Origin of the sequence: Marinobacter sp. R17 (assembly GCF_003789045.1) — a bacterium.
GTDB classification, from domain to species: Bacteria; Pseudomonadota; Gammaproteobacteria; order Pseudomonadales; family Oleiphilaceae; genus Marinobacter_A; species Marinobacter_A mangrovi.
In genome coordinates, this window is sequence record NZ_RHGZ01000022.1 from 1 (window position 1) to 23375 (window position 23375).

Sequence of the window (23375 nt, forward strand, 5' to 3'; positions counted from 1 at the left end):
TGATTACCAAACACCGGATGAGGTGTACTACCAACAACCCATGACCCTGGCAGCTTGAACCGGGAATAAAACTGGATCAGAGCTTAACCGCACCTTCAAGCTGTCCAACTGATGGGGTCCACCTCACGGCATCGACGGGATACCTGTCTGCAATCTATCAACCTACTCTGGCGACGTTGAAAAATTCCTAGGGATTATTGAACAGCGTGCGGCCAGTGCCTAACCAGTGCAGGCACGGCGACGCCCATTACATTGCGCCTTTGGCTCCATTCCATGGGCGCGCATGCTGCAGGCGTTAAGTTCTATGGATGGCATCGATACAAGTTTCGTAGCGCAGTTCAAAAATCTTCCATCAGAGCCGCCAATTTCGCTCAGGGGAGGCGATGCTCTCGACGAACACAGAGAGGTGCCTGCGTATGAGCCATCTATCGATAAGCTTTCGCCAGATTATCTAGAAACTTACTTCTGGGGCATCACATATCTGGACGCTATCTCTTGGCGCTATTACCTGCCTTATCTGCTGGGTTATGCGATTCAGAAAGTTAGCGACCCAAACTCTAATGCAGTTGATCATTTTCTATCTAATCTCAGACCTCCCGACCGACAGCCACCTCGATTTGGCTCACTTTCTTCGGGTGAGCAGAGCGTAGTGGTGTCGGTACTCGAAAAGCTCGCTTTTTCGGAGGAATCTGTGTGGCAAGACCAAGCTATAGTCGCACTAGAAGAATATTGGGGGCCGGGGGCGTTGTACCGGTAACTATTAAAAACTTAACAAGTCACTGTTGCGGACTGCCGGTGCTGCGCACCGTCAGCCCCAAAGCTCAGCGTTATGGCTACAAGGAAGTCGAGTGAAAACGAAGGTTTATCTATCCATTTTTGCCAGCCTCATACTGGCAGTCCTTGTCAGCGCACTCGGCGGTTCTTTTGGCAAGGCACTGGCAGAGCACGTAACCAAAGAGACTGCTGAATTGGCATTGGATGGCAGGTCAATATCAGATCTTTCCCGAGAAGAAGCCAACGCGTTGATGCGGGATCCGGAATTTGGCGACCGCTTGGTCGCAGCGAAGAAAGAGGTAACTGACGAGTACTGGTGGTATTTCGGCGCGAACTTCGCTATCCAAATATTGCTAATTCTCGTCATTTGCTTGGTTTGCGGAAAATATGTAATTCATACGGTGACCAAGCATGCGAGGCCATAACCAGGCGGTCAACCGGACGCCAAAAGCGTGGCGCTTTTGGTTCCCTCCGCTGCGCTCCGGCGCCGGTTACCATCAGCGTTAGGTGTGTATGGATACCATAGTCATCGATTGCCAGAATGTCAGAGATGAGAGCGATTTCTGGCAGTTATACGTGGAAATAGTGCGTCCTGAAGGTGCGGAATTCTTCGGTAGAAACGTCTCCGCTTTCTGGGATGCGATTTCCGGGGGCGGGCCAGGTTGGCCCGGCGATGTGAAGTTGCTGTTCGTTCACGCCGAGACTCTTTCGTCGATCAATAGCGGTAACCTTCTCCGCCGATTGCAAGGGTCAACTAAATTGGACACCCACCCCCAACAACTAAATAGAGGACACCCACCCCAAAATCCAGCACTATCACTCCACTCGAACAATAGCCCCAGCCTCATCCACTCTAACTGGCCTAAAAAATCAACCAATCAGCGCCAAACAGTCACCAACGGGTCGCTAAATCGGCAAAGATCGTTTTTTAGACAAAAGCTATCCAGTCTCCCCTCAAAGAGGGCAGACATCATCAAGCAAAGTGGGAACGGTTAAACGGTCGCTATCCCAACAGCACTTGGCAACTGCCAAGCCCAACGGTCCGTCGGTAACCGAATTGCTGGCAGGCAGCCTTCAGGCTGAAGGCTGTGCCGACCAGCCCCTTGAAGCGGCTCTCAAACCGGCGACTCATGTAAAGCCAGTGTTGAGGGTCTATGGCGAGACGTTGGAGGATTGGAGGTAGCGCCTCGGGAATATGGCCTTTCTTGTCGTCTCGAAGCTGGCGGCCGGTCCAGTCCACCAACTCCAGGTAGTCCTCTAGCCGGAAGGGCAAACCGGTCGGCATGTCTTTTCGGGGGTAACCGGCAAACGGGAACAGCCCCCTGGGCTGACGGTGAGCCTCTCGAAGGTACTGTCGCACCCGGGCTCTGACGGAGGTGAACTCGCTTGCCTCCGGTGCCCTGGCGATGCCGGCCCGTATCGGATTGAGATCGACGTACGCCAGGCAGGCAGCAAGGGCCTGCTCGTCCAGCAAGGCCTGTGACTTGAAGCGGCCCTCCCAGAACCGGCCGGTACAGCCGTCCTCAAGGTTGGCCCGCCGGGCAATATCTTCATTCAGGCAGCGCATGAACCAACTGATGTCGTGCAACCGTGCCCGCCAGGTCTCCGCCTGCTCTTCCAGTTTGCGCTGCTCGATGGCGCGCAAGGGTTCGCCCCGCAAGTAGCGTTGGCTGAAGAGAGTCCCCTTGAACAACTGGTGCCACCGCTCGATCGTTGTCCTCAATGACCACTGCTCCGCTTCCGCCTGGTTGATGTGCAGGACCACATGGACATGGTTACTCATAACGGCATACGCGCAGACGTCCAGGGCGAATACGGTCGCCAGCTTCAATAGTCGAGATTCAATCCAGGCTCTACGGTGGGAGAAATCCTGCCCCGTCAGCGGATCCTGGCCGCAGAGGAAGGCGCGGCGGACACAACGGCTGACGCAGTGATAGTACGGTGTCGCTTCGACAGCGACCTGGGCGTTCCTTGCCCGGGGCATTGGCAGATCCTTTCCTTATACACTGTGTGAACGAACAGTATCAGATGTCGTTCGGCCAGACCATGGTTGTGGTAGAGGTTCTGGCCGAATCAGTTTAAAAATAGTGATTTTAATGTATTAAAAATACCTTCATAGAATAAAAAATAAACCTACTCGTTGCCGATGTTTAAAATTTACTTTAAATTGGCAGTATGAATACCGTTAGAGCCTCAAAATTAAACAAGCTTTTAAGCACGCAGCCCAGAGGTATCGTGCTCTTATCCGCATGGCTGGCTGAGCAGGGCTATAGTCTGGAACTGCAAAAGCAGTATCGTAAAAGCCAGTGGTTTGACTCTATCGGCACTGGTGCTCTCGTGCGCTGCGGCGATCAGCTGGACTATCTGGGCGGAGTCTACGCCCTGCAAACCCAGCTTGGCCTGTCAGTGCATCCGGCAGGCAAGACAGCCCTCGCCCTGCAAGGCAAATCACACTATCTGGAGCTATCGGCTAAAAAAGCCCAGCTCTTTGGTAGTGCCGGCGAGAGCCTCCCGCTTTGGTTTAAAAAGCACGATTGGGGGTTAAGCGTTGATTGCAGGCTGAGCTCATTCCTGCCCCCTGAGCTGGGGATGGTGGACCATGAGCATAAGAGCTTCACGGTCAAAATATCATCGCCAGCCAGAGCGGTGATGGAATGCTTGTATATGGCGCCTAAATCCCAGCCGCTTGTTGAGATCTACGAGCTGATGGAAGGACTAAATAACCTGCGTCCGGCCAGCGTTCAAAAACTGCTGGAGAGCTGTCGTTCGGTCAAGGTCAAGCGGCTGTTCCTTTATATGGCCGCAAAAGCCGGTCATCAGTGGCTGGACTATCTCAATCTGGACAAGGTGGATCTCGGATCAGGCAAGCGCGCTATCGTGCCTAACGGCGTTTATGTCTCCAAATACCAGATCACCGTGCCAAGGGAACTGGAGGCGCACCTATGAACGAAGCCTATAAAACGTGAAAACCGGGACGAATTTATTTTCGTGACTAACGCAGTCACAGGGACACATTCCCCCCTCCCCTATCCTGCAAAAGTGCTCCTGCTGCGGGTGTTAGGTCGTAAAAATGAGTGACAAAGACGACGAATCAGGAAAATTAGGCCATCTACTTTCTGCGCTCATCGGGTTCGCGGCTTTCGCAGCATTCGGCTATGAACTTCTCAAAGGGATGCTTGGTGAGGAAATTACGTTCAACTCGTCAAAGTATGGAATCAGCGCGCATGGGCTACCAGCTGTAGCCATGATCAGCTCTATCTGTATTGGTGGTCTTGTATTGTTTATCGCCGGTGTGAGGGGAATTCTTCGTTAGTGAGTGCAGTAACGAAAGGAAAACCGGGACAGACTTATCTTGGTGGCTGTCAGTCCGCAAAATAGTTTTGTGCCGGTTTCCGGGCGAGACAGACTCTTAGTTAATCATAACTCTCGGTACGAACCTCAAACCCCATCTCCCGACAACGCGGCGTCAACGCATCAATCATCCCGGAGTGGCCACACAGATACACCAGCGTGTCCTCCGGATGCAATCCAGCCTCCCGAATGTAATCTTCCGCTAGCGAATCCACCCTGCCCGTGCAGCCCGACCAGCCGGCATTACGGTTTTCATCCGGCCGACTAACAGTGGCCAGGTAGCACACCCGATCCGGGTGGGCCGTGGCCAGTTGGGTCAGCTCGTCGTCGTAGCCGAATTCGTCCTGATAGCTGGTGCCTTGCAGGACGTGGAAGCGGTGTCCGGGATCGGTCTTCTGGAACGCATTCCGCAGGATGCTGATGAAGGGGTTGATGCCGGTGACGGTGGAGATCATGAGGTGATTGGCGAACCGGCTGTCGAAGCGTAATCCGCCTTTGGGTTGGCCCAGGTCGACGGGTTGGCCGATCGTCAGGTTCCGCATCTGTTCGGACATTCGCCCGCCCGGGACAAGCTCCACGAAGAATTCCAGTTGGGGTTCGTGGGGCGCGGAGACGATCGAGAAGCTGCGCCGCACGTCGCCTACGCCCACCTTGACCGACTGACCGGGCACGAAGCGGAAGTCCGTCGGGCGCGGGACGGTGAAGCGCACCAGATCGTCGGTCACGGTCACGATGTCGCCGACGGCGGGATGGGCCGGGCTTTCCACCGATGGGGTTTCGGTCGTACCGGAAGCGGCTTCGCCTTGATCGGCGGAGATCTCCGGCACCACGCCGCCCATCTGGCGCCCGGCCCATTCCAGCAAACGGGACGACTGCGCCCAGCGGCGTTGATGGATGCGGGACAGCATCGACTGCAACCCCGCATCCCCACTGTTCCGGCGGAACGCGTCCAGGCTGTCCAGATCCTCCAGTGTGGCCTGGGCGAGCTGCCGGGCCCGGCGGATGTCGGACGGGCTGGCCATGGCGGTTTACTTCTTCCGGACCAGCGTGCAGATCGCGCCCGGCTCCTCCACCCGCAGCACCAAGCTCTCGCTGGTGAACATCTGGTGATGGATACCGTCGTTGGACGAGTAGCCGGTCATCAGGTCCTGGCCGATGATGATGCGCCCAACCCGCGCATCCACCAGCACGGCGCCCTCGATTTCCGCCTTGAACACGCCCAGTTCGCACAGACGCTTGAGGTGCTCGAGCTGAAGCATGTCGCTGCCTTCGTAGCGGCGGAACAGCTGGTTGTACCAGCTCGGGGGCAGCGCCAGGGCGTAAGGCCCATGGAAGCCTTTTTTGTCCAGCTCGTCGACGGCCGACAGCACGTCGTTGAGTGCCTGCTCGACCTTCGTCCAGTCGGCGGACTTCACCTCGTTGCGGCCTTTGGCGGTCATCAGGCCTTCCAGACCGAAGTCCGGCTGGCCGTAGTAGATGAACTCTTCCTCGCGCCGGGCGACGGCTTCGGCGGCGTCTTCCACCGAGCGCAGGTCCAGCGGCTGGCCCATGGCTTCGTAACCCTGGATGCGGCGCACGCTGAGGCCGAAGCTCTTGCGCAGCATCGGGATGGCGACGGAGCGGCTGAGCACGGCCCCGGCTTCATCCGGCGCCGGTTGCCGGCAGTAGCCTTCTTCGCCCACTTCGATGGCGGTCAGGCCGACGCCGTAGGGGCCATCCACTTCCAGGAAGCGACGGCCAGTAAGGATTTCCCGCGCCGCATTCACGGCCGTGGCGTCGATCTGTTCCCAAATCTCCTTGGAGAATGATGCATTGTCCCGGTTGAGGTAGTTCATGCCTTGGACTCCCCCTTCATCTTGCCAATGGTGAAATTGCTGAGTGCCCGGCGATCCCCGTTACCGACCGGGGTTTCCGCCAGGTCCGACTCCCCTTCCTCGGCTTCCAGGATGGGCTTGTCGGTGTACAGGTAGATGTCCATCTGCTTGGCAAAATCCGGGCTGTTGCGGCGCAGCCATTCCAGCACCATGCAGGCGTGCTCGATCTCTTCCCGCATGTTGTGCAGGAGCAGGCCTTTCAACTCCTCGTCGCCGCTGGCGTCGGCCCGCTGCTGGTACCAGTCGACGGCTTCCAGCTCTTCCTGGACTGACACCAGGGCCCGATGCATGTCCTTGGTCTTCTCGGACAACATCTCCATGGGTTCATGGTAACTCTCACTCGCTCCGGCCATTGCAATCTCCTTTGTGAGGATCCTCAACAAAAGTGGATGACTGTCATCAGCTTAGCTCTTATTCAAGACCTTATGGCACTGAACGCAGATTACAAGGTGACGCAGGCGACTTATCGCCCGGACCGGGAGGGGGAAATCGAGGAAGAGAACGAACAGGGAAAGCCCGGACGCCGCCTTACAGCAGCGCCAGGGTGAGACCGACGCCCAGCAGGCTGCCCAGCGTCAGCCCAACGCCGGAGACTTCGAGACTCCACTTCAACGAGGCGTCGTTGGCGCGGTAGCCGGTCAGGCGCTCCATGATCAGGGCGTTGGCCGCGAACGGTGTTCCGAAGGCCGTGATGGACCAGCCGGAGACCATGGCGACCGCCAGCCCCAGCAACGCCTCGTGCGGCCAGATCGAGCCGAGGATGCCGCCGGTGAGCGTTCCGATCACGATCGGGTTAACGCCCATCAGGCCTGCCACGAAATAGATCCAGGGCACGCAGGCCGCCAGCACCGGCCAGCCCCAGTCCGGCAGTTGGGCACTGCCGTGAATGTGTCCCAGCACCACGCCGCTGATGATGGCACCAATAAACGCCGAACCACCGACAATGGCCAGCTCGTTGCTGACCCGGTCCATCGGGGCGATCGGCGGGTGTTCATCGCGCAGCCAGGCCTGTACCCGTGCGCCCAGCACGACGGCCAGACAACTCAGGGTCACCGCGTGGGCGTAGCTGACGCCCAGCCCATGACTGAGCCCGAAAACGCCCGCGCAGATGCCCAGGATCAGGCCGCCAAATCGAAGCCAGCTGCCAGCGCCGGCGGGTTGGTTGCGGCTGAGCGGCTGACTGGCCGGTTCCGGTTCGCGCCAGATCAGCCCCAGGAAAATCATCACCACCGCAAAGGGAATGGCCACGGCCATCAGGGAGGCGCTTTTCAGCCCCGGCAACAGCGTCAGGGTGAGCACCACGGAAATCGACAGCGGCGAGAACGCCGGCGACGTGCCGAAGCCCCGCAAGACGGCCCGGGTCGCGTTGCGGGTGGCCGGGGAATCGCCGTCGCCACGAATCCGCTCGCCCACCAGGCTGCCCACCACGGCGACCGATCCGAAGTTCAGCGGGATCGACACCAGGGCGGTACCGAACGCCAGGCTGAGATAGCGGCCCGTTGGCCGGCCGTCGAACAGGCTGACGGAAATCCGCTGCAGGTCGCGGGAGCGCCCCAGCACCGTGGACAACAGCATGACCGCCAGAATCAGGCCCGCCAGCCGCGTGACGTTGGCGATCGCGTCGCCCACCAGCGCTTGATCCGCCACCAGCGCATAGACCAGTCCGGCACACGCCACCAGGAACACGCCCTGCGGCACCCGGCGCATCTCCCCCCAGCCCAGGATGACGACGATGGCCACGGCAACCGCGCCGACATAGGTGGCGCCGGGCAGGAATGCCAGGACAGCGGCCAGCAAAGCCAGGTAGGCGAGAATAGATCGTAGACGTGGCGACATGGCGGGTCCTTAGGGAGCCTCAGGTAAAATGAAGGGCCATTGTAAGCAAGCTAAGCACCCCTCGGTATGCGCAATTATGCGAGTACCGTGAACGGGATACGGGTTGCGCTTCCGGCCGTTGCCTCCGGAAAAAAGCGCATTGAACAATCATTCAATTTTGCATCTGTCAACATTGAACGCCCGTTCAATGCCCCGTACCCTGCTTCTGATCCCGACTCCTACAAAAGGATAAGACGCTCTCGAAAAGACGCATTCAGACTGGCTAGAAGGAGATTCCATGCCTAATGCAATCAAGACCACGGCCCTGACTCTGGGCCTTACCCTGGCCACGGGGCACGCCCTGGCCGATGTCTCGGTCGAGCGCGGACCGACGCCGCTCAGGAACGGTGACGCCAAAGCCGCGCAAGACATCCAGCTGCGTAACGACCATCTGGTCGCCTCCATTGCCGTCGACTCGGCACCGCCCTGGGGCGTGGCGCCCGGCGGTATTATCGACGCCGCACCGGTTCACGACGGCAAGCCGGCGCGGGACAAGGTCTCGCTGATCGACTTTATCCCCAACAACTGGTCCAGCTGGCCCACCACGCACCAGGATTTCACCATCGTGGAGAACGGCCCGGAGCGCGGCGTCGTGAAAGTCCAGCGGGACTGGGAAGGCGTGGAACTGACCACCACCTACACCCTCGAAGCCGGTGCCGATCAGATCCACGTCGTCACCGAGATGCTCAACGACAGCGACAAGGCCTACAAAGACATCCTCTCCGGGTATGTCATGTGGCCGGACGGCGGGCACCTGTTCGGACCGGCGGGCATGCACGGCACCGAGGAAGGCCCCACGGACGCGGCCTTCGCCGACTGGTCCGCCGCCTATGACGAGGACTGGGGCTTCGTGCTGCACGCGCCGTACATGAACTACATCGACTACGACGCCCGCGACCTCTACAAGAAACACGATCTGGCACCCGGCGAGTCCCGGACCTTCGAGGGCTGGGTTCAGGTCCTGCCGGACGGCAGCATCGCGCGGGCGGTGGAATCGGCAATCCAGCGCAAGGGCGTGGCCGCCGGCGAGGTGTCCGGCGAGGTGGAAACCGCCGATGGCGACACGGTGGCCGATCCCGTCGTCGTGGTCGAGAAAAACGGCAAGCCCTACACCTGGGCGATGGGCCACGATGGCCACTACGACCTGCAACTGCCCACCGGCGAATACCAGCTCTACGCCACCGCACGCAGCTACGCGGACAGCGCGCCGGTCGATGTCATGGTGACGGCCGACGGCCAACAGACCGTCGACTTTGACGGCGTTAAAGCCCCCGGCACCGTCCACTTCAACGTCACGGATGCCCAGACCGGCGAGCCGCGGGACGCGCTCCTGAAGATCAAGGAAGGCCAGAAACCACTGGTTGGCTTCCTCGGCAAGGAAACCTACTTCACCGATCTCAAGCGGGTGGGTCAGCGGGAAATCCCCATCGCGCCGGGCGACTACGTGTTTGAAGTGGCGTATGGCGAAAACTTCCTGAGCCAGCCGACCAACGTGAAGGTTCATGTCGATTCGGGCGAAACCACCGATCAGGCCGTCACCGTCACCCAGACCACCGCACCGAACGACCGTCACTGGTATTCGGCGGACATGCATCATCATTCCGATGTACTGGACGGCTTCACACCGCCGGAATACGTCATCCGCTCGGAGCTGTCCGCCGGGCTGGACCTGATGCTGTTGCTGGATCACGACACCACGCGCAACCTGCACGAGGCCGCAAAGCTGGCCGCCAGCCGTGACGTGCCGTTCATCCCGTCCATCGAGATTTCCGCATCCTGGGGGCACTTCAACCCCTACCCCATCGATCCGGACGCGGACTACCGCATCAACTCCGGCACCGCCTCCATCCAGGACATCGTGGGTCAGCGGGAAGCCCTGGGCGCGGAAGCGATCCAGATGAACCACCCGTACATCAAGTACGGCTACTACACCAACGTGGAGAACGGCACCGCCACCGGCGGCTACTTCCCGCGGTTCGACCTGATGGAAATCAACATCGAGGGCGAATACGAAAAGACCCTGCACAAGGCCTGGGATCACTGGAGCCACGGCGAGCGGATTTACCTGAGCGCCGGGTCCGATGTGCATGACGTCTGGCAGCACCGTTCCGGTGCCGTGCGGGCGTATGCCCAGGTGCCGGGTGCGGTGGACGCCCAGAACTTTGTCGCGGCCCTGCGAGACGGCCACGCGTTCGTGAGCTTCGGCCCGCTGATCTACCCGGATCACGCCTTCGGCGATGACCTCACCTTCAAGCAGGGGGAATCCACCACGCTCGGGTTTGATCTGGAAGCGGCCAACGGCCTGAAATCCATTCAACTGATTGGCCAGGGCGGCCAGGTCGTGGACGAGCAGACCTTCGACGACAGCCCGACCCAGGGCCGCGCCGAGTTTGACATCACCGTGGACGAGGATACCTTCTACGCGGTGGTGGTCGAGGACGCCGACGGCAAGAAGGCGTTCTCCAACCCGATCTGGATCGATGCCATGGAGCACCGCCCGGCACCGGCGGAAGAGAGCTGATCGAAACCGGCCAACGCTGGGGCGCATCGCGCGCCCCAGTGTTCAACCTGCGGTCCTTCCCCGCAGCCGATATCACCCCATCGCCCATTGCCAAGCCCCCGCCGCACACCTAACCTGAAAGCTCCGTCCATGCTTTCAGGGAGGTCCCCATGCCACTGACGCCGTTTCACCTGGCCATCCAGGTCCGGGATATCGCCGAAGCCCGTGAGTTCTACGGCGGGAAACTCGGCTTCCCGGAAGGCCGCAGCTCGGACCACTGGATCGACTTCAATGTCTTTGGCCATCAGGTGGTGACCCATCTGAACCCGGCCTTGGGCAAGGACGGCAGCGTGCAGGCGATCGCCAATCCCGTCGACGGCCACGGCGTGCCGGTGCCGCATTTCGGTGTGGTGCTGACGTTCGAGGACTGGGAGCGGTTTGCGGAGCAGACGCGTCAGGTGATCGACCGTTTCATCATCGAGCCCTACGTCCGCTTCCAGGGCCAACCCGGCGAACAGGGCACGCTGTTCTTCTCCGATCCCAGCGGCAACGCGCTGGAGTTCAAGGGCTTCCGGGACATCGACAGCGAACTGTTTGCCCGTTGATGCCGTATCCTGACGGGACACGCTTGACCACACGACCACGCCCGATCACAGGATCCCGCTCTTTTGCGCACCTATTCCGATAACGACTACCCCGCGAACCACAAGCCCGACTGGCGTGTGATCGCCAGTCTCTGGCCCTACCTGATGGAGTTCCGGGGCCGGGTGATCCTGGCCGCCGGCTGCCTGGTAATCGCCAAGCTGGCGACGGTGGCCACGCCGATTGCCCTGAAATACATCGTCGATTACCTGGATGCCAGCCGCTCGGGCAATACGGTGCTGTGGATTCCGGTGATGCTGGTGATCGGCTACGGCCTGCTGCGCTTCGGCGGCACCCTGTTCAACGAGGTGCGCGATGCGGTGTTTGCCCGGGTGGCGGAGCGCGCCATGCGCCGGGTGTCCCTGAAAGTGTTCGAACACCTGCACGCCCGGGAACTGGCCTTCCACCTGGACCGCAAGACCGGCGGCCTGGCCCGGGACATGGAGCGAGGCAGCAGCGGGATCAGCTTCCTGCTGCGCTTCACCCTGTTCAACATCGTGCCGACCATCCTGGAGATTGTGATGGTGGCGGGCATCCTGTTGGTGGCGTTCCGACCGGCCTACGTGGTCGCCATCATCATTGCCGTGGTGGTCTACGTGGTGTTTTCCATCAAGGTAACCGAGTGGCGCACCGGCTTCGTGCGGGAGTCCAACGCCCGGGACAACGCCTCCAACGCCCGCGCCATCGACAGCTTGCTCAACTACGAAACGGTCAAGTACTTCAACAACGAGACGTTCGAGGCACGGACCTACGACGAGGATCTGGAAGCCTGGGAACAGGCCCGGCTCAAGAACCGGTTATCCCTGGCCACCCTCAACGCCGGACAGGCCCTGATTATCGGCGTGGCGCTGATCGTGATCATGGGGATGGCCGTCGGCGATGTGGCCAGCGGCGCCATGACGTTGGGCGATTTCACGATGGTCAACGCCTACCTGATCCAGCTGTTTATTCCCCTCAACGCGCTGGGGTTTGTGTACCGGGAGATTCGTCAGGCGCTAGTCAACGTGGAGCGTCTGTTCGGTCTGCTGGAGCAGACGCCGACGGTCACCGACGCGCCGGATGCCCAACCGCTGGCGCCCGATGGCGCGGAGGTTCGCTTCGAACACGTGGGCTTCGCCTACCGCCCGGACCGGCCGATCCTGCGGGACATCGATTTCACGATTCCCGCGGGCCATCGCGTCGCGGTGGTGGGTGCCAGCGGTGCCGGCAAGTCGACCCTGGCGCGCCTGCTGTTCCGCTTTTTCGATGTGGACAGCGGCGCTATCACGATTAACGGCCAGGACATTCGCCACGTCACCCAGGACAGCCTGCGCCGGGCCATCGGCGTGGTGCCGCAGGACACGGTACTGTTCAACGACACGCTCTACAGCAATCTCGCTTACGGTCGCCCCGGCGCCGATCGGGACGACGTCTACCGCGCGGCCCGGCTGGCGCACCTGGACCGGTTCATCGAGAGCCTGCCGGACGGTTACGACACCCGGGTCGGCGAACGGGGCCTCAAGCTGTCCGGCGGCGAGAAACAGCGGGTGGCCATCGCCCGGGTGATCCTGAAGGATCCGCCGCTGCTGATCCTTGACGAAGCCACGTCGTCACTGGATTCACTCTCGGAACAGGCGATTCTCGGCGCCCTGGATGAGGTCAGCCGCAGCCGCACCACGCTGGTGATCGCCCATCGCCTGTCGACCATCCGCGACGCGGACACCATCCTGGTGATGGATCAGGGGGAGATTGTCGAGACGGGGACTCACGCGTCGCTGATCCGGGCCGGTGGACTCTACAGTCGGCTCTGGCACCAGCAGCATGAGGATACGGAGACGGACCGCCCGTCCGCATCGATGGAAGCGGCCGGCCCGGCGCCCAACCGGTCTCAACCGAAGTAGTAGCGCAGCATCTGGGCGACGATGAGCAGCGCCATCAGCGGGAAGATCCACCGCCGGATGCGGCTGAAATCGCGCCCGTCACTGCGCGGCGCGTACTTCTCCACCAGCGGCACCAGGACGAACAGCGCGCCAAACAGCACCGCCAGGATAATCAGCAGGTTGGTCATGAAAACGGTCTCCCGTATTCGGGACGGTCAGGATCGGGCACAAACGTTGCCCTGCCCGATCCATTCCAACACGCCGCCCCACAAGGGTAAAGGCTTCCGAAGGCGCCAGGTTGACCCGGCTTACTCGTTCAGCCAGGCAATGGCCTCTTCTTCGGTGTGGAAGAATTTCAGATCCCCGGAAATAAACCAGGCGGCGATCTTGGCCAGGTGATCCCGCCAGCGCTTGTCGCCAAACACCGCAATCTTGTCGAACTGGTTGCCGTGTTTCAGGCCCAGGTTGAAGTCGTCCCAGGCCGCGCGCAGCTCCCAGCCTTCCAGTTCGGTGGCGTCGAACAGCGCTTTGACGTGGGGTTTCTCCACCGCCGCCAGGGCCGAATCGATCATGGGTGTGATGGTCTGATAATCCTCGTGGGTCAGTTTTCCCTGGGCCTTGAAGGACAGGAAAAACTGGTCCCCCACCCGATCGATGCCAATGGCCAGGCCGTGTCGTTTCATATCCATCGATGTGTTCTCCTGCCGTCACGAATGAAAGAGCGATCTGATATTCAGACTGACAGGAGACGGAAAAGTGCGCCTTGATTCAGGACAGGTTCTGGTGGGATGGCCGGACCGGCCAGGCCTTCAGGCCCGCCGGTCCGGTTCGCTTCAGACGGTAAAGCGGCGGGTGCTCGAGGACAGCCGGTCGGCGTATTCCGACAGGCGCTGGTTCTGGGTGCCCAGCTCGCTGCCGATGGCCTGGGTTTCGCTGCTCTGCTGACGAATCTCTTCCATCTTCTGGGCGATGTCGTCGGTGGTGGTGGAGATCTCCTCCACGGCGACCACCACCTGATCCATTTCCGCATTCAGCGTCTGGATCGACTCCGTGACCGTGCCCATGGCACCAGCGATCTGACCGGCGCTTTCCTCGCTTTCCCGGGCCAGCTTGAGGCCGTGCTGGGTGAGCGAGTCCATGTTGGCGGTCTGCTTGTTGAGCTCGTCGATGATGCGGGTGATGTTGTCGGTCGCTTCCACCGTCTTGCTGGCCAGGGTGCGGACTTCGTCGGCCACCACCGAGAAGCCGCGACCGGCTTCACCGGCCCGGGCCGCTTCGATGGCGGCGTTCAGGGCCAGCAGGTTGGTCTGTTCCGCCAGCCCATTGATCACGTCGATGATACCGGTGACCTTGGTGCAGGACTGGTTCAGGCTCTGCACGCCACTATGGGTGTCCTGGATCAGGTTGGATAGACGCTGCATGGCGTTGACGCTCTCGTCCACAACACGCGCGCCGGACTGGGCAGATTCGTTGGCTTTCTGGGTGGACACGCCCACCTGGGAGGTGCGCTCGGCTACGTCGGTCAGTGTCACGGAAATCTGCTGGCTTGCGGTGGCGGCCTGGACGGTCTGGGATTCCACCGCCTCGCTGTTTCTCGCCAGGCGCTCCATGCTCTTGTCCAGCTCGCCGCGGACTTCGATCAGGTTGTTGGTGCTCTCGATGGAGTCCCGCATCAACCGGTTGATGTTGTCGATCATCTGGTTGGTGGCGGTGGCCAGCCGGTTGAATTCGTCCTTGTCGTTACGGCCGACATCGAGTTTGCGGGTCAGATCGCCGTCCGACACCCGCTGCAGCATTTCCATCACGCCCTGCAGCCGATTGACCAGGGTGCGGGAAATGATGAACAGGATCAGCACCAGAATCGGCGCGAAGATCACCAGGGCACCGAGGCTGACTGTTTTGGCCGACGACTCAGCAGAAGAGGCCTGTTCAATCGCCGCGGCAATCGGGCCGGTCTGGAGCGCTTCGTTCTGGGTATGGATCGCCTTCTGCAGCTTGTTGCCTGCGGCGATGGCGGCGGTGTCCATGGCGGCAATCGCCTTCATCCTGGCCGCTGCCTTGTCGAAGGCCTTACGGTATGCTGCGACCGTCTTGCCCACGACGCTTTCCTGCCAGTCATACTGCTTGACCATCAACTCCAGCCCCTTGACCGCATGCTCGGCAGGCTTGGCAAAGGACACATCGCGGTCCGCGAAATAGCCCTTCTGTGTCCGCGAGACTTCGGCAATGCTCTCATCGAACAAGCTGAGCTGCAGATCCTTGAGGCCGGCGTAGGCTTCGGAAAGCCCCTTGCGCAGGCCGGTCTCGTCGTTGAGGCCAAGATCCGAGACGTTGTCGATCCAGTCACGACGCTGCGCCACGTAGGTGTCCGCCGCACCGACGATCTGCTCGGCGGCGCTGACGATGTCATCGTCTCCCAGTTCTCCGGCGCTGTCCCGGAGTGCCTTTGCATCGGCTTCGAACGCTTCCAGCTGCTGCCTGGCGGCGGTCTGCTCGCCTTCCTTGAAGGAGGCCAGGTTCTTTTCGATCGAGTTCCAGTCAGTGAGCAGCTCACTGGCCTGGTTCTGGTAGCTGACCAGTTCGTAGGTCATTCGGTAGGACGACGACACCGAGGTAATCCCCCAGTAGATGGCCGCGCCAACCGCCAGAAAACCAAGGGGGGTAACAACAATCAGGGCCAGGAATTTCTGGCGCCACGACAGACTGAGATTCACCGGTATTCTCCGTTTTTGTTTTGGGTCGACGCTGAAAAAATCCGCGGGCCAGCAGCCACCCGGCCGTTTTCCAGGGACTTAATCGGTGGCTCAGTACAGAGCACCGCCGGATTCAGGTCAACAGAGTTGTGATCGATTTAACAATTCAATTCAAAAGATTTGCATTTGATTTTTGTAACTCGCGCCACCATCCATGATAAAACCGTTTAGTTTCCTATCGGCCGGCCCAGGCATTACTTCAGTTCCGACTTTGCCCGGATCAACACGAACGCCAGTGAACCCCGTTACCCGGCCGGCTTTTGATGAACGCCAAACACCAAGAGGTCCCATGAATCCAACCATTGAACTCCTACAATCCCACCGTTCGATCCGCAAGTTCACCGGCGAGCGTATTCCGCGCGACCTGTTTGAAGCCTGCATCCGGGCCGGCCAGAGTGCCGCCACGTCCAACCATGTTCAGGCCTACACCATCATCCACGTCGTGAATCCGGAAAAACGCGCCAAGCTGGCCGAATTGGCGGGGGGCCAGGCCTATGTTCACGACAGTTCCGATTTCCTGGTGTTCTGCGCGGATATGAAGCGCCCCACTGAAGCGGCGGCGCGGGCCGGGGCCGATGTGATCCGGGGGATGACGGAGCAATTGCTGGTGGCGAGCATCGACACCGCACTGATGGCGCAAAACATTGCCATTGCGGCGGAATCGGCGGGACTCGGGCTGTGCTACATCGGAGGCATCCGCAACAATCCGGCCGAGGTGAGCGAGTTGCTGGATTTGCCGGAAAATGTGTATCCGGTATTCGGGATGTGCCTGGGCTATCCGGATCAGGACCCGGAGGTCAAACCGCGCCTGCCCCTGGCGTCGATCCTCAAGGAAGACACCTACCAGGACGCAGGCGACGAGGATCTGGTTGCCGGCTTCGACGAAACCATGCGGGGCTACTACCGCAACCGCACCGGCGGCACCAAGGACACCACCTGGTCGGAGCAGCTCAAGCCGCTGTTCACCGCGAAACTGCGCCCCCATATGCAGGACTTCCTTCGGGGCAAGGGCTTTGGTCTGAAGTAAGACTCACAATCAGACAGGCAACGGCCTTCGCCGTTGCCTCAGGCCAAGTTTCCCAGCAACAGCCAGCCGCCAACCAGGACTGCCAGTGCCCCCGCGCCCCTGGCCAGCCAGTCACCGCCGGGCAGCACTTTCTCCAGCAGGACCAACACGGCCAGGCCGGCGATCACCAGCAGGTCCATCACCCCGCCCACGAACAGCAGTGCCATCAGCGCCCAACAACAGCCGACGCAGTAGGCGCCGTGCGTGACGCCCATGTGCAGGGCGCCGGACGATCCCGACCGCCAGTGATGGATCACGAATGCGGCTGGCCCACGACAGTGCGCCAGGCAGGCTTTTTTCCACGGGGACCACTGATACAAACCGGCAATGACCAGAACCATCCCGCTGAAGAGTCCGCTCTGGCTGCGCATCATGGGTGACAGGATCGCCCACTGCTCCAGAGCCCACTGCAATGCCGTGGCGGCGATGCTGAAGATCAGCCAGATCAGGACGTACCCGGCCGCGAACAGCAGGGTTCCCAGCCCGATGTCCGGCAGTCGATTGTGCAGGGCCACCCGCCGGTACAGGAGAATCATGGGGGTCGCACTGGGCAGCATCATCGCCATCATCATGATGGACCACATCAGGCCCATGGCCACGGCGTATGCCGGCGTCCAGGGATGGAAGGTCATCATTCCGCCCATGGCCATACCGACTTCCATACCCGTCGCCATGTCGACCAGATACCACCAGGACAGCACGACCACCGCGGCCAGCGCAGCCAACGTCAACACGGACATCCAGTCCAGCCGATGCGACAATGTCGCCGGCTCCGTCCGGAGCGTACTCATGACCGCCTCCGCTTACCGGAACACACCAGCAGGACCGATATCCAGCCGGGAAAAGTGACTGTGGCTGGCATCCAGCTCCAGCGGAATCGCCGCCCGCGCCGAAGTGTGTCCGCTGGCCACTTCGGCCACCGCGTACTCAAAGCCGTTGGGCAGGTCGATGCGCGCCCGGTGTTCCTGGCCGGTGATCGGATTGATAATGGGCTGACCTTCCGCCTCGATCATATCCCCCACGCGCACGGTAGCCTTGCGGGCATCGACGTCACCGTCGATATCGATGCGACAAAACACGGGATCGTGCATGTGGGTCAGGGTGCTGGCAAAGACGTTGAAGAAGGTCGCGCCGGGTTCGGACGTCTCGCCCGAGAGAATGGCCATCAAACCGTCGCGCTGGGCCTGGCTGGCGCGTTCATCGATAAAGGCCTGGGCGTCGCCGTTGCCTTCGTGGATCGCGCCGGGCCATTTGAAGGTGACCGCGAAGTTCAGATCATCCAGCCGGGTGTCGCCAAAGTGACCGTCCTCGATGTGGAAGGCGCCGAAGGCCTGGCAGTCACCCTGGGTGGGCCGCCCGTTGAACTGACAGGGGCAGCCGAAATCGCAGTTGCAGTTTATGAACTCAAAACCGCGTATTCGCCAATCGGTCTTGTCCATAGCCGTTACTCCTTTTGGGTAACGCCCGCCTCTGCAACAAGATTAAACGCACGAAAGCACCGGGAGCCAGCTTTGTCGGCTCCCGGCTTAGACGAATACGCAGCAAGCCATTCAGTGATAGATCAGGTGATTATCCCCGATCCGGCCCGATTCAATGGAACACCTGCCGGCGGATGGTTTCCTCGTCCTTGTCCACCAGATTTTTGTCCACGCTTTCGCTGACCATGCGGCTCAGCGGCTTGCTCAACGACTGGCGCAGGAGGCCCAGAAAATCCGGAGCCGCGACCAGCGCCAGGTGGTCAAACCGCCCCTGCTGGCGACCTTCTTCCAGGGTTTCGACGATATTGCTGGCAAAGGCTTTCTGCTCCTGGGCCCGGTAATCGGGTTCTTCCATCGGGTGCTGAGCCTGCCCCATCCGATCATTGGTGCGGCCGGGTTTATCAGTGACCAGCTCCTGCTCCTTCAGGCGGCTGTCTTCGTGCTCAAGGCTGGTGATTTCCGCCAGCACGTTATTGCGCTGTGTCGTGGCGAGGATGCGGGCATGGGCACTGTCCGCGACGACAATCCAGGTCTTTTCCATAAAGCCTCCTCGGCAAACCGTTGGCCGTGAATGTCATGACAGCCATGCCCGTGCGGCGGGCACAGCCCACTGCTCACTCTGACCCTACCGCATCGACGCTACCGGCTTAAAGGGCCCGTTGCCTCGCCTGACGAGACGGTCATGTGGCCGCCATCTTAAGTCCGACCTCACACATCAATTTCGTTCAATACGCGGGCGTTGTGGGCGGTCACACTGCAGGCCTGTCTGATCCGGAGAACACGATGAACCTGTCACTGATCCTGCCCATGTCCGCCTTCGCCCTGGCCGCTTCCATTTCGCCGGGACCGGTCAACATCGTCTGCCTGAGCAGCGGCATGCGCTATCGCCTGCACCGTGGCCTGATCTTTGTGACCGGGGCCACACTCGGCTTTATTGCGCTGTTCCTGGCGGTCGGCGCCGGCCTGCACTCGCTGTTGCTGCGTTATCCGGGTCTGAGTGAAGGACTGACCTGGGCCGGTATCGCTTTCCTGCTGTACCTGAGCTATCGACTGGCGCGGGACAACGGCCAGTTGCCGGAGACGGAGGAAGCGCAGCCGCCCGGCTTCTGGACTGGCGCGGCCATGCAGTGGCTCAACCCCAAGGCCTGGCTGGCGTCCGCCTCGGGAATCAGCGCCTACACCAACGGTTCGGCAACCGGCGAGCTGCTGTTGTTCGCCGGCCTCTACCTGCCGATTTGCTGGTTGTCCTTGGGAAGCTGGGTCTGTGCCGGCCGTTTCCTGCGCCAGCATGTGCGACAGCCAAAGGTGCTACAAACCATCAATCGCAGCCTGGCGGCGCTACTTGCGGGCAGCTGCCTGATCCTGATGCTGGACTGACGTGGTGACATACTGGCGGGGTGTCGCGGCGACCAGGCGCTTGAACACCCGCTGGAAATGCGGCTGGTCGGAAAAACCGGCTGCCAGCGCCGCATCGGCGATTGGCTGCCCCGCCTTGAGGGCCTGCTGGCCGAGCCGAATGCGCTGGTTGATCTGGTAGGCATGCGGCGTGAGGCCGAAGTGCTGTCGGAACGAACGGATCAGGTGCCCGGCCGTGCAGCCGGCCCGCTCACAGAGCTGCTCCAGGGTGATCTCGTCGGCGCAATGCTCGTCAATGTAGGCCGCAACCGCCTGCAGCCGCTCCGGCGGTGTGGCAAGCCGATCCGCGGTGGCGGACGAAGTTTCCGCCAGGGCCAGCATGACGTCAGACAGCAGATCGACCACCCGTGACTGCTTTTCCAGCAGTGTCGCCTCAGGCTGCAACAGGCACGCGGCCATGGCCCGGTAGCCGTCATACAGGGCCGGATCGCGCGACGTCGATGCGTCCAGATCGTCCCAGATCGGTGACGCCAGCAATCCCAGTTCGTGGCGCAACGCGGCCAGCCAGTCCTTGTCCACATAGAGCATCAGGTAGGCCCAGGGCTGATCGGCAATCGGGTTGCAAGCGTGCACCCATTCCGGGTTCATGAACACCAGGGTGCCCTCGGTGATCGCCTCCAGGCGATTGGCGTAATCGAAAGTGCTCTGGCCACCGGTGATCGCGCCCATCGACCACTGGGCGTGGGAGTGCGGCGCGTAGCACACCATGCGGCCATCCTCGACACAGCGCAGCTCCACATGGGGCATGCGGTCATCGCGCCAGAAAACGGGTTGGGCGGTCTTTTTCGGGTTCATGCGGGTGTCCTTTCCGGGCGTCCACCGACACCTGAATTCAAAACGTAACACATCTACGACAAAGGGGAGGATTTCCCTGTGCGCTCAACGCGCTATCATGTCGTCAATGTATGCTTTCGCTGAAACCCTGCTGGACCCATAAGAACGTCGGATAATGAGACGCGACATTCACATCGCTATGGCCACGCTGGCTGCCCTGCTGCTGGTGATCGCTGCGCCCCTTCGGGCGGACAGCATCAAGCGCATCGTCCATCCGGACGGGTCAGTGGAGTTCACCAACGTCAAAAGCGGCGGCAATGACCGTCGTGCCTCCTCCGGCGACCAGGTGGTCTACCGCTACAAGGACGAAAACGGCGTGGTGGCCTACACCGAGGAACGGCCGCAGAACGCCGACGTCCATGTGATCCACTTCTACTGCTACGCCTGCGACCCGAATTCCACGGTCGACTGGCACACCACACCGCTGTACCGTTCGCCGTATCGCTCGGAAATCCGCCAGGCCGCGACGACCTACGGCGTCGACCCGTCGCTGGTGCGCGCCGTGATCCACGCCGAGTCGGCCTTCCGGCCCGATGCGATCTCGCCTCGCGGCGCCCAGGGTTTGATGCAACTGATGCCGGCCACGGCCCAGGAACTGGGCGTGGGCAACGCCCTGGCCGCGGCCGACAACATTCGCGGCGGGGTCCACTACCTGGCGGAAATGCTCAAGCGATTCAATGGCGACGTGCGACTGGCGACGGCGGCCTACAACGCCGGCCCGGGTGCTGTCACCCGCTACGACGGTATTCCGCCCTACGCCGAAACCCAGGCCTACGTGAAGCGGGTCGGAATCCTGCGGGACCGGTACGCCGCCAGCCAGTGACCCGCGCGGAATACTTCAACCACCGGCAGTCCCGGCGGCTCCCTGCCCCGCTGCCGATTGCGGCAGCGGCTTTCCGGTCGCCTCCGCCACCGTACGGGCGGTGCGCTCAAACGTCAGGGCCAGGCGCTCGAACATACCCTCAATGATGGCCGTCTGCTGGTTGGGCTCACCGGCCTCTTCGACCGCGTGCAGCAGGCTGGCACTGGCATCCCGGAATTCGGGGTAAAGCAGGCCTTTCGAGCTCTTCAGGTAAGCGGTCGACAGGGCCTTCTGCCATTCTCTCAGGCGGAGGTCGACCGATGCGGAGCGATGACTCTGGATCAGTCGCCGCAGGCGGATGGAAACATGCCCCAGGTTGAGGCCGGTAAAGCCCAGGTCGGTCATATAGCGGTCGCTGGTGCCGGTGCCCTGGTCGAAATTGGCGATCCGCAACAGGCGCTCGCCCATCCGGCCGTTGAACCAGTTCTCGGGATGGTCGTGCTGGTCGATGTCCAGCAGATCCCGTGCGGTGGCGTGGATCAGGCGCCGCTGCAGCAGTTGGCTGTCCGGCGGCGAGATGAGCTTGAAGACCCAGTACAGCACGCTGATCCCCACGAACAGCCCCAGCGCGGTGCTGACCGCCGTATCGGCATGGAACGTCATGTTGTTGCTGGGTTGGGTAATGATGGTGAACGGGATGCAGAAGCCCAGTCCGTAAGGCAGCGTCGGCCGATTGGCCAGCACCAGCAGGCCCACGAAATACGGCCCGGCGAGGACCAGCACCAGAATCTCGAAATCGCCACTGCTCCGGGACAACAGCCCCAGCCCGAACAGCAGCGCCACGGGAATCGCCACCATGGCGCCGATCAGCACCCGTTGCAGGATGAAGGACAGCGCTACCAGCGAGAACCGCGAAAACATCACCGAAAACACCACGGGCATGATCATCAGCATGATGGCCGCCTGACTGGCGGTCTGGACCCAGACAACGGCCCCGATCAGGAACACCGCTGCGGTCCGGAAGCCGTTGACCGCACCCACCAGCGGATCCCGGTGGGTTTTCAGCCGAGGCGCATTGAGCAGCGTCTGGTCGCGGTTTTCCAGGGCATTGTAGGCGCGCAGCACGACCACCAGATCCCCGACCATTTCCAGCGACGTCTGGCTGAGCCGGGAAACAATGGCCTCTTCGCCTTCCTGCTGGTCGCGCAGCTGTTTCAGTTGGCGTCGGAGTTGTTGAGCGAGTCGATAGCCCTCTTCGTAGCTGTCGGTGTCGGCAATCTGTTTGAGCCGCTTGCGCATGAGGGCCAGCAACTCGGCAAACGCCGGCGACACCAGGTCCGCATGATTCCGCCGAAAACGCCCGATAATCTGCGTGACGGCCACCAGCGACAGGATCCGGTTGCACAGCAGGCTGGCCGCCCTGCCCCGCCCGGGGCCTTCCGGGCCTTCGTACGCGACCGCACTGGAGTCGTCGTTCACCGCCACCAGCGTTTCCAGGATCTGGTCGGCGTGCTGGTGGCGCTGTTCGTGGGAGCTTTCGGGATCCAGCTCGACCGTGATGTATTCCAGCGTACCGTTGATGGCCGAGCGGGCCTGGGCGCGCAGGCTGTCCTTCACCTTTACCGGCCACAACAGTTGGCTGACCAGCATGGCGCAGATGGCACCCACGGTAATTTCGCTGATGCGGGCCTGGGCAATGGAGAACACCGCCTGACTGTCGGCAGCACTGGCATTGGCCATGACCAGGATCACCACCAGCCCCGCGGTCATACCGGCCATGGCAAAGGCGTAGATGTAATTGGTGCTGTGGACCATGGACGCCGCTGCGGAATTGAGCCCGATCCACAACGTCAGGCACCCCAGTGCCAGCACCGGGTAGTCGGACAGGAACGCCAGGATCAGGATGCCCACCCCGCCGCCTACCGCCGACCCGACGATCTGGCAGATGGCCTTCTCGATCACCAGGCCGCTCTCGGGGCGAATCTGCAGGAACACCGCTGACACCAGCGCCCAGTAGGGCCGGTCCAGTTGCAGGTACATGGACACAAACAGCGCCAGGGCCATCGAGATCACCCCTTTGAGGGCGAAGATGACCGCACGCCGCTCCGGCATCAGCAACTGGGCGAGAACCGGGTGAAGCGCCATGATGGA

23 protein-coding genes are annotated in these 23375 nt (G+C 61.3%); 10 read left to right on the top strand and 13 right to left on the bottom strand.

The window, feature by feature from the left end; genetic code table 11:
- The first annotated feature begins 304 nt into the window (after window positions 1–304).
- Both EB809_RS14995 and EB809_RS15000 read left to right on the top strand, forming a co-directional pair.
- Complete coding sequence (locus EB809_RS14995) at window positions 305–757, top strand: DUF6714 family protein (protein WP_123635645.1); 453 nt, start codon at window positions 305–307, stop codon at window positions 755–757.
- 91 nt (window positions 758–848) lie between these two features.
- Complete coding sequence (locus tag EB809_RS15000; protein ID WP_123635646.1) at window positions 849–1199, top strand: hypothetical protein; 351 nt, start codon at window positions 849–851, stop codon at window positions 1197–1199.
- Between the two features lie 578 nt (window positions 1200–1777).
- Here the strand turns inward: EB809_RS15000 and EB809_RS15005 are convergent.
- The gene (locus EB809_RS15005; protein WP_123635647.1) at window positions 1778–2758 is read right to left on the bottom strand and encodes a transposase; all 981 of its coding nucleotides are present in this window, start codon (window positions 2756–2758) and stop codon (window positions 1778–1780) included.
- A 191-nt stretch (window positions 2759–2949) separates the two neighbouring features.
- Between EB809_RS15005 and EB809_RS15010 the strand changes: the two genes are divergently transcribed.
- Window positions 2950–3720: a type IV toxin-antitoxin system AbiEi family antitoxin gene (locus tag EB809_RS15010; RefSeq protein WP_123635648.1), complete on the top strand. Its 771-nt coding sequence runs from the start codon at window positions 2950–2952 to the stop codon at window positions 3718–3720.
- A 124-nt stretch (window positions 3721–3844) separates the two neighbouring features.
- Complete coding sequence (locus EB809_RS15015) at window positions 3845–4087, top strand: hypothetical protein (protein WP_123635649.1); 243 nt, start codon at window positions 3845–3847, stop codon at window positions 4085–4087.
- Window positions 4088–4187: 100 nt separating this feature from the next.
- On the opposite strand, the gene EB809_RS15020 is transcribed toward EB809_RS15015, so the two are convergent.
- The 4 genes from EB809_RS15020 to EB809_RS15035 form a co-directional block, all read right to left on the bottom strand.
- Window positions 4188–5147: an FAD-binding oxidoreductase gene (locus EB809_RS15020; RefSeq protein ID WP_123635650.1), complete on the bottom strand. Its 960-nt coding sequence runs from the start codon at window positions 5145–5147 to the stop codon at window positions 4188–4190.
- Between the two features lie 6 nt (window positions 5148–5153).
- Window positions 5154–5960: a family 1 encapsulin nanocompartment shell protein gene (locus EB809_RS15025; RefSeq protein ID WP_123635651.1), complete on the bottom strand. Its 807-nt coding sequence runs from the start codon at window positions 5958–5960 to the stop codon at window positions 5154–5156.
- Complete coding sequence (locus tag EB809_RS15030; RefSeq protein WP_123635652.1) at window positions 5957–6352, bottom strand: encapsulin-associated ferritin-like protein; 396 nt, start codon at window positions 6350–6352, stop codon at window positions 5957–5959. The genes EB809_RS15025 and EB809_RS15030 overlap by 4 nt, the downstream gene beginning before the upstream one ends.
- A 175-nt stretch (window positions 6353–6527) precedes the next feature.
- A complete protein-coding gene (locus EB809_RS15035) occupies window positions 6528–7835 on the bottom strand; it encodes a hypothetical protein (protein ID WP_123635653.1) in 1308 nt (435 codons plus the stop codon).
- 277 nt (window positions 7836–8112) lie between these two features.
- On the opposite strand from EB809_RS15035, the gene EB809_RS15040 reads away from it, so the two are divergent.
- The 3 genes from EB809_RS15040 to EB809_RS15050 all read left to right on the top strand — a co-directional run bounded on the left by EB809_RS15040 (window position 8113) and on the right by EB809_RS15050 (window position 12896).
- Window positions 8113–10395: a CehA/McbA family metallohydrolase gene (locus EB809_RS15040; RefSeq protein ID WP_123635654.1), complete on the top strand. Its 2283-nt coding sequence runs from the start codon at window positions 8113–8115 to the stop codon at window positions 10393–10395.
- Window positions 10396–10544: 149 nt separating this feature from the next.
- A complete protein-coding gene (locus EB809_RS15045; protein WP_123635655.1) occupies window positions 10545–10979 on the top strand; it encodes a VOC family protein in 435 nt (144 codons plus the stop codon).
- A gap of 63 nt (window positions 10980–11042) precedes the next feature.
- Window positions 11043–12896, top strand: coding sequence for an ABCB family ABC transporter ATP-binding protein/permease (locus EB809_RS15050; RefSeq protein ID WP_123635656.1), 1854 nt, complete (start codon window positions 11043–11045; stop codon window positions 12894–12896).
- Here EB809_RS15050 and EB809_RS15055 read toward each other — a convergent pair.
- The 3 genes from EB809_RS15055 to EB809_RS15065 all read right to left on the bottom strand — a co-directional run bounded on the left by EB809_RS15055 (window position 12884) and on the right by EB809_RS15065 (window position 15589).
- Window positions 12884–13063: a hypothetical protein gene (locus tag EB809_RS15055; RefSeq protein ID WP_123635657.1), complete on the bottom strand. Its 180-nt coding sequence runs from the start codon at window positions 13061–13063 to the stop codon at window positions 12884–12886. The two genes, EB809_RS15050 and EB809_RS15055, sit on opposite strands and share 13 nt — an antisense overlap.
- 120 nt (window positions 13064–13183) lie before the next feature.
- Window positions 13184–13564: an STAS/SEC14 domain-containing protein gene (locus EB809_RS15060; protein WP_123635658.1), complete on the bottom strand. Its 381-nt coding sequence runs from the start codon at window positions 13562–13564 to the stop codon at window positions 13184–13186.
- A gap of 144 nt (window positions 13565–13708) precedes the next feature.
- A complete protein-coding gene (locus EB809_RS15065) occupies window positions 13709–15589 on the bottom strand; it encodes a methyl-accepting chemotaxis protein (RefSeq protein WP_123635659.1) in 1881 nt (626 codons plus the stop codon).
- Between the two features lie 328 nt (window positions 15590–15917).
- On the opposite strand from EB809_RS15065, the gene nfsA reads away from it, so the two are divergent.
- The gene (gene nfsA, locus EB809_RS15070) at window positions 15918–16655 is read left to right on the top strand and encodes an oxygen-insensitive NADPH nitroreductase (RefSeq protein WP_123635660.1); all 738 of its coding nucleotides are present in this window, start codon (window positions 15918–15920) and stop codon (window positions 16653–16655) included.
- Window positions 16656–16693: 38 nt separating this feature from the next.
- On the opposite strand, the gene EB809_RS15075 is transcribed toward nfsA, so the two are convergent.
- The 3 genes from EB809_RS15075 to EB809_RS15085 form a co-directional block, all read right to left on the bottom strand.
- Complete coding sequence (locus tag EB809_RS15075; RefSeq protein WP_223807989.1) at window positions 16694–17485, bottom strand: DUF2182 domain-containing protein; 792 nt, start codon at window positions 17483–17485, stop codon at window positions 16694–16696.
- Window positions 17486–17497: 12 nt separating this feature from the next.
- Window positions 17498–18133: a DUF1326 domain-containing protein gene (locus EB809_RS15080; protein ID WP_123635661.1), complete on the bottom strand. Its 636-nt coding sequence runs from the start codon at window positions 18131–18133 to the stop codon at window positions 17498–17500.
- A gap of 151 nt (window positions 18134–18284) precedes the next feature.
- On the bottom strand, window positions 18285–18713 hold the full coding sequence (locus EB809_RS15085) for a host attachment protein (RefSeq protein WP_123635662.1): 429 nt from the start codon (window positions 18711–18713) through the stop codon (window positions 18285–18287).
- Between the two features lie 248 nt (window positions 18714–18961).
- On the opposite strand from EB809_RS15085, the gene EB809_RS15090 reads away from it, so the two are divergent.
- On the top strand, window positions 18962–19549 hold the full coding sequence (locus EB809_RS15090; RefSeq protein ID WP_123635716.1) for a LysE family translocator: 588 nt from the start codon (window positions 18962–18964) through the stop codon (window positions 19547–19549).
- Here EB809_RS15090 and EB809_RS15095 read toward each other — a convergent pair.
- On the bottom strand, window positions 19511–20383 hold the full coding sequence (locus tag EB809_RS15095) for an AraC family transcriptional regulator (protein WP_123635663.1): 873 nt from the start codon (window positions 20381–20383) through the stop codon (window positions 19511–19513). The two genes, EB809_RS15090 and EB809_RS15095, sit on opposite strands and share 39 nt — an antisense overlap.
- A 154-nt stretch (window positions 20384–20537) precedes the next feature.
- Here EB809_RS15095 and EB809_RS15100 point away from each other — a divergent pair, with 154 nt between their 5' ends.
- Window positions 20538–21245 (top strand): lytic transglycosylase domain-containing protein, encoded by a 708-nt coding sequence (locus tag EB809_RS15100; RefSeq protein ID WP_123635664.1) that lies wholly within the window; start codon window positions 20538–20540, stop codon window positions 21243–21245.
- 15 nt (window positions 21246–21260) lie between these two features.
- On the opposite strand, the gene EB809_RS15105 is transcribed toward EB809_RS15100, so the two are convergent.
- Window positions 21261–23369 carry an FUSC family protein gene (locus tag EB809_RS15105; protein ID WP_123635665.1) on the bottom strand — a complete coding sequence of 703 codons (2109 nt, stop codon included), beginning with the start codon at window positions 23367–23369 and terminating at the stop codon, window positions 21261–21263.
- Window positions 23370–23375: the final 6 nt, after the last annotated feature.

What these genes read in the sequence shown, in the direction of transcription:
- EB809_RS14995 (WP_123635645.1), top strand. Translation starts at nt 305, where the DNA reads ATGGATGGCATCGATACAAGTTTCGTAGCGCAGTTCAAAAATCTTCCA.
- EB809_RS15005 (WP_123635647.1), bottom strand. Translation starts at nt 2,758, where the DNA reads ATGCCCCGGGCAAGGAACGCCCAGGTCGCTGTCGAAGCGACACCGTAC.
- EB809_RS15010 (WP_123635648.1), top strand. Translation starts at nt 2,950, where the DNA reads ATGAATACCGTTAGAGCCTCAAAATTAAACAAGCTTTTAAGCACGCAG.
- EB809_RS15015 (WP_123635649.1), top strand. Translation starts at nt 3,845, where the DNA reads ATGAGTGACAAAGACGACGAATCAGGAAAATTAGGCCATCTACTTTCT.
- EB809_RS15020 (WP_123635650.1), bottom strand. Translation starts at nt 5,147, where the DNA reads ATGGCCAGCCCGTCCGACATCCGCCGGGCCCGGCAGCTCGCCCAGGCC.
- EB809_RS15025 (WP_123635651.1), bottom strand. Translation starts at nt 5,960, where the DNA reads ATGAACTACCTCAACCGGGACAATGCATCATTCTCCAAGGAGATTTGG.
- EB809_RS15030 (WP_123635652.1), bottom strand. Translation starts at nt 6,352, where the DNA reads ATGGCCGGAGCGAGTGAGAGTTACCATGAACCCATGGAGATGTTGTCC.
- EB809_RS15035 (WP_123635653.1), bottom strand. Translation starts at nt 7,835, where the DNA reads ATGTCGCCACGTCTACGATCTATTCTCGCCTACCTGGCTTTGCTGGCC.
- EB809_RS15040 (WP_123635654.1), top strand. Translation starts at nt 8,113, where the DNA reads ATGCCTAATGCAATCAAGACCACGGCCCTGACTCTGGGCCTTACCCTG.
- EB809_RS15045 (WP_123635655.1), top strand. Translation starts at nt 10,545, where the DNA reads ATGCCACTGACGCCGTTTCACCTGGCCATCCAGGTCCGGGATATCGCC.
- EB809_RS15055 (WP_123635657.1), bottom strand. Translation starts at nt 13,063, where the DNA reads ATGACCAACCTGCTGATTATCCTGGCGGTGCTGTTTGGCGCGCTGTTC.
- EB809_RS15060 (WP_123635658.1), bottom strand. Translation starts at nt 13,564, where the DNA reads ATGGATATGAAACGACACGGCCTGGCCATTGGCATCGATCGGGTGGGG.
- nfsA (WP_123635660.1), top strand. Translation starts at nt 15,918, where the DNA reads ATGAATCCAACCATTGAACTCCTACAATCCCACCGTTCGATCCGCAAG.
- EB809_RS15075 (WP_223807989.1), bottom strand. Translation starts at nt 17,485, where the DNA reads ATGAGTACGCTCCGGACGGAGCCGGCGACATTGTCGCATCGGCTGGAC.
- EB809_RS15080 (WP_123635661.1), bottom strand. Translation starts at nt 18,133, where the DNA reads ATGGACAAGACCGATTGGCGAATACGCGGTTTTGAGTTCATAAACTGC.
- EB809_RS15085 (WP_123635662.1), bottom strand. Translation starts at nt 18,713, where the DNA reads ATGGAAAAGACCTGGATTGTCGTCGCGGACAGTGCCCATGCCCGCATC.
- EB809_RS15095 (WP_123635663.1), bottom strand. Translation starts at nt 20,383, where the DNA reads ATGAACCCGAAAAAGACCGCCCAACCCGTTTTCTGGCGCGATGACCGC.
- EB809_RS15100 (WP_123635664.1), top strand. Translation starts at nt 20,538, where the DNA reads ATGAGACGCGACATTCACATCGCTATGGCCACGCTGGCTGCCCTGCTG.
- EB809_RS15105 (WP_123635665.1), bottom strand. Translation starts at nt 23,369, where the DNA reads ATGGCGCTTCACCCGGTTCTCGCCCAGTTGCTGATGCCGGAGCGGCGT.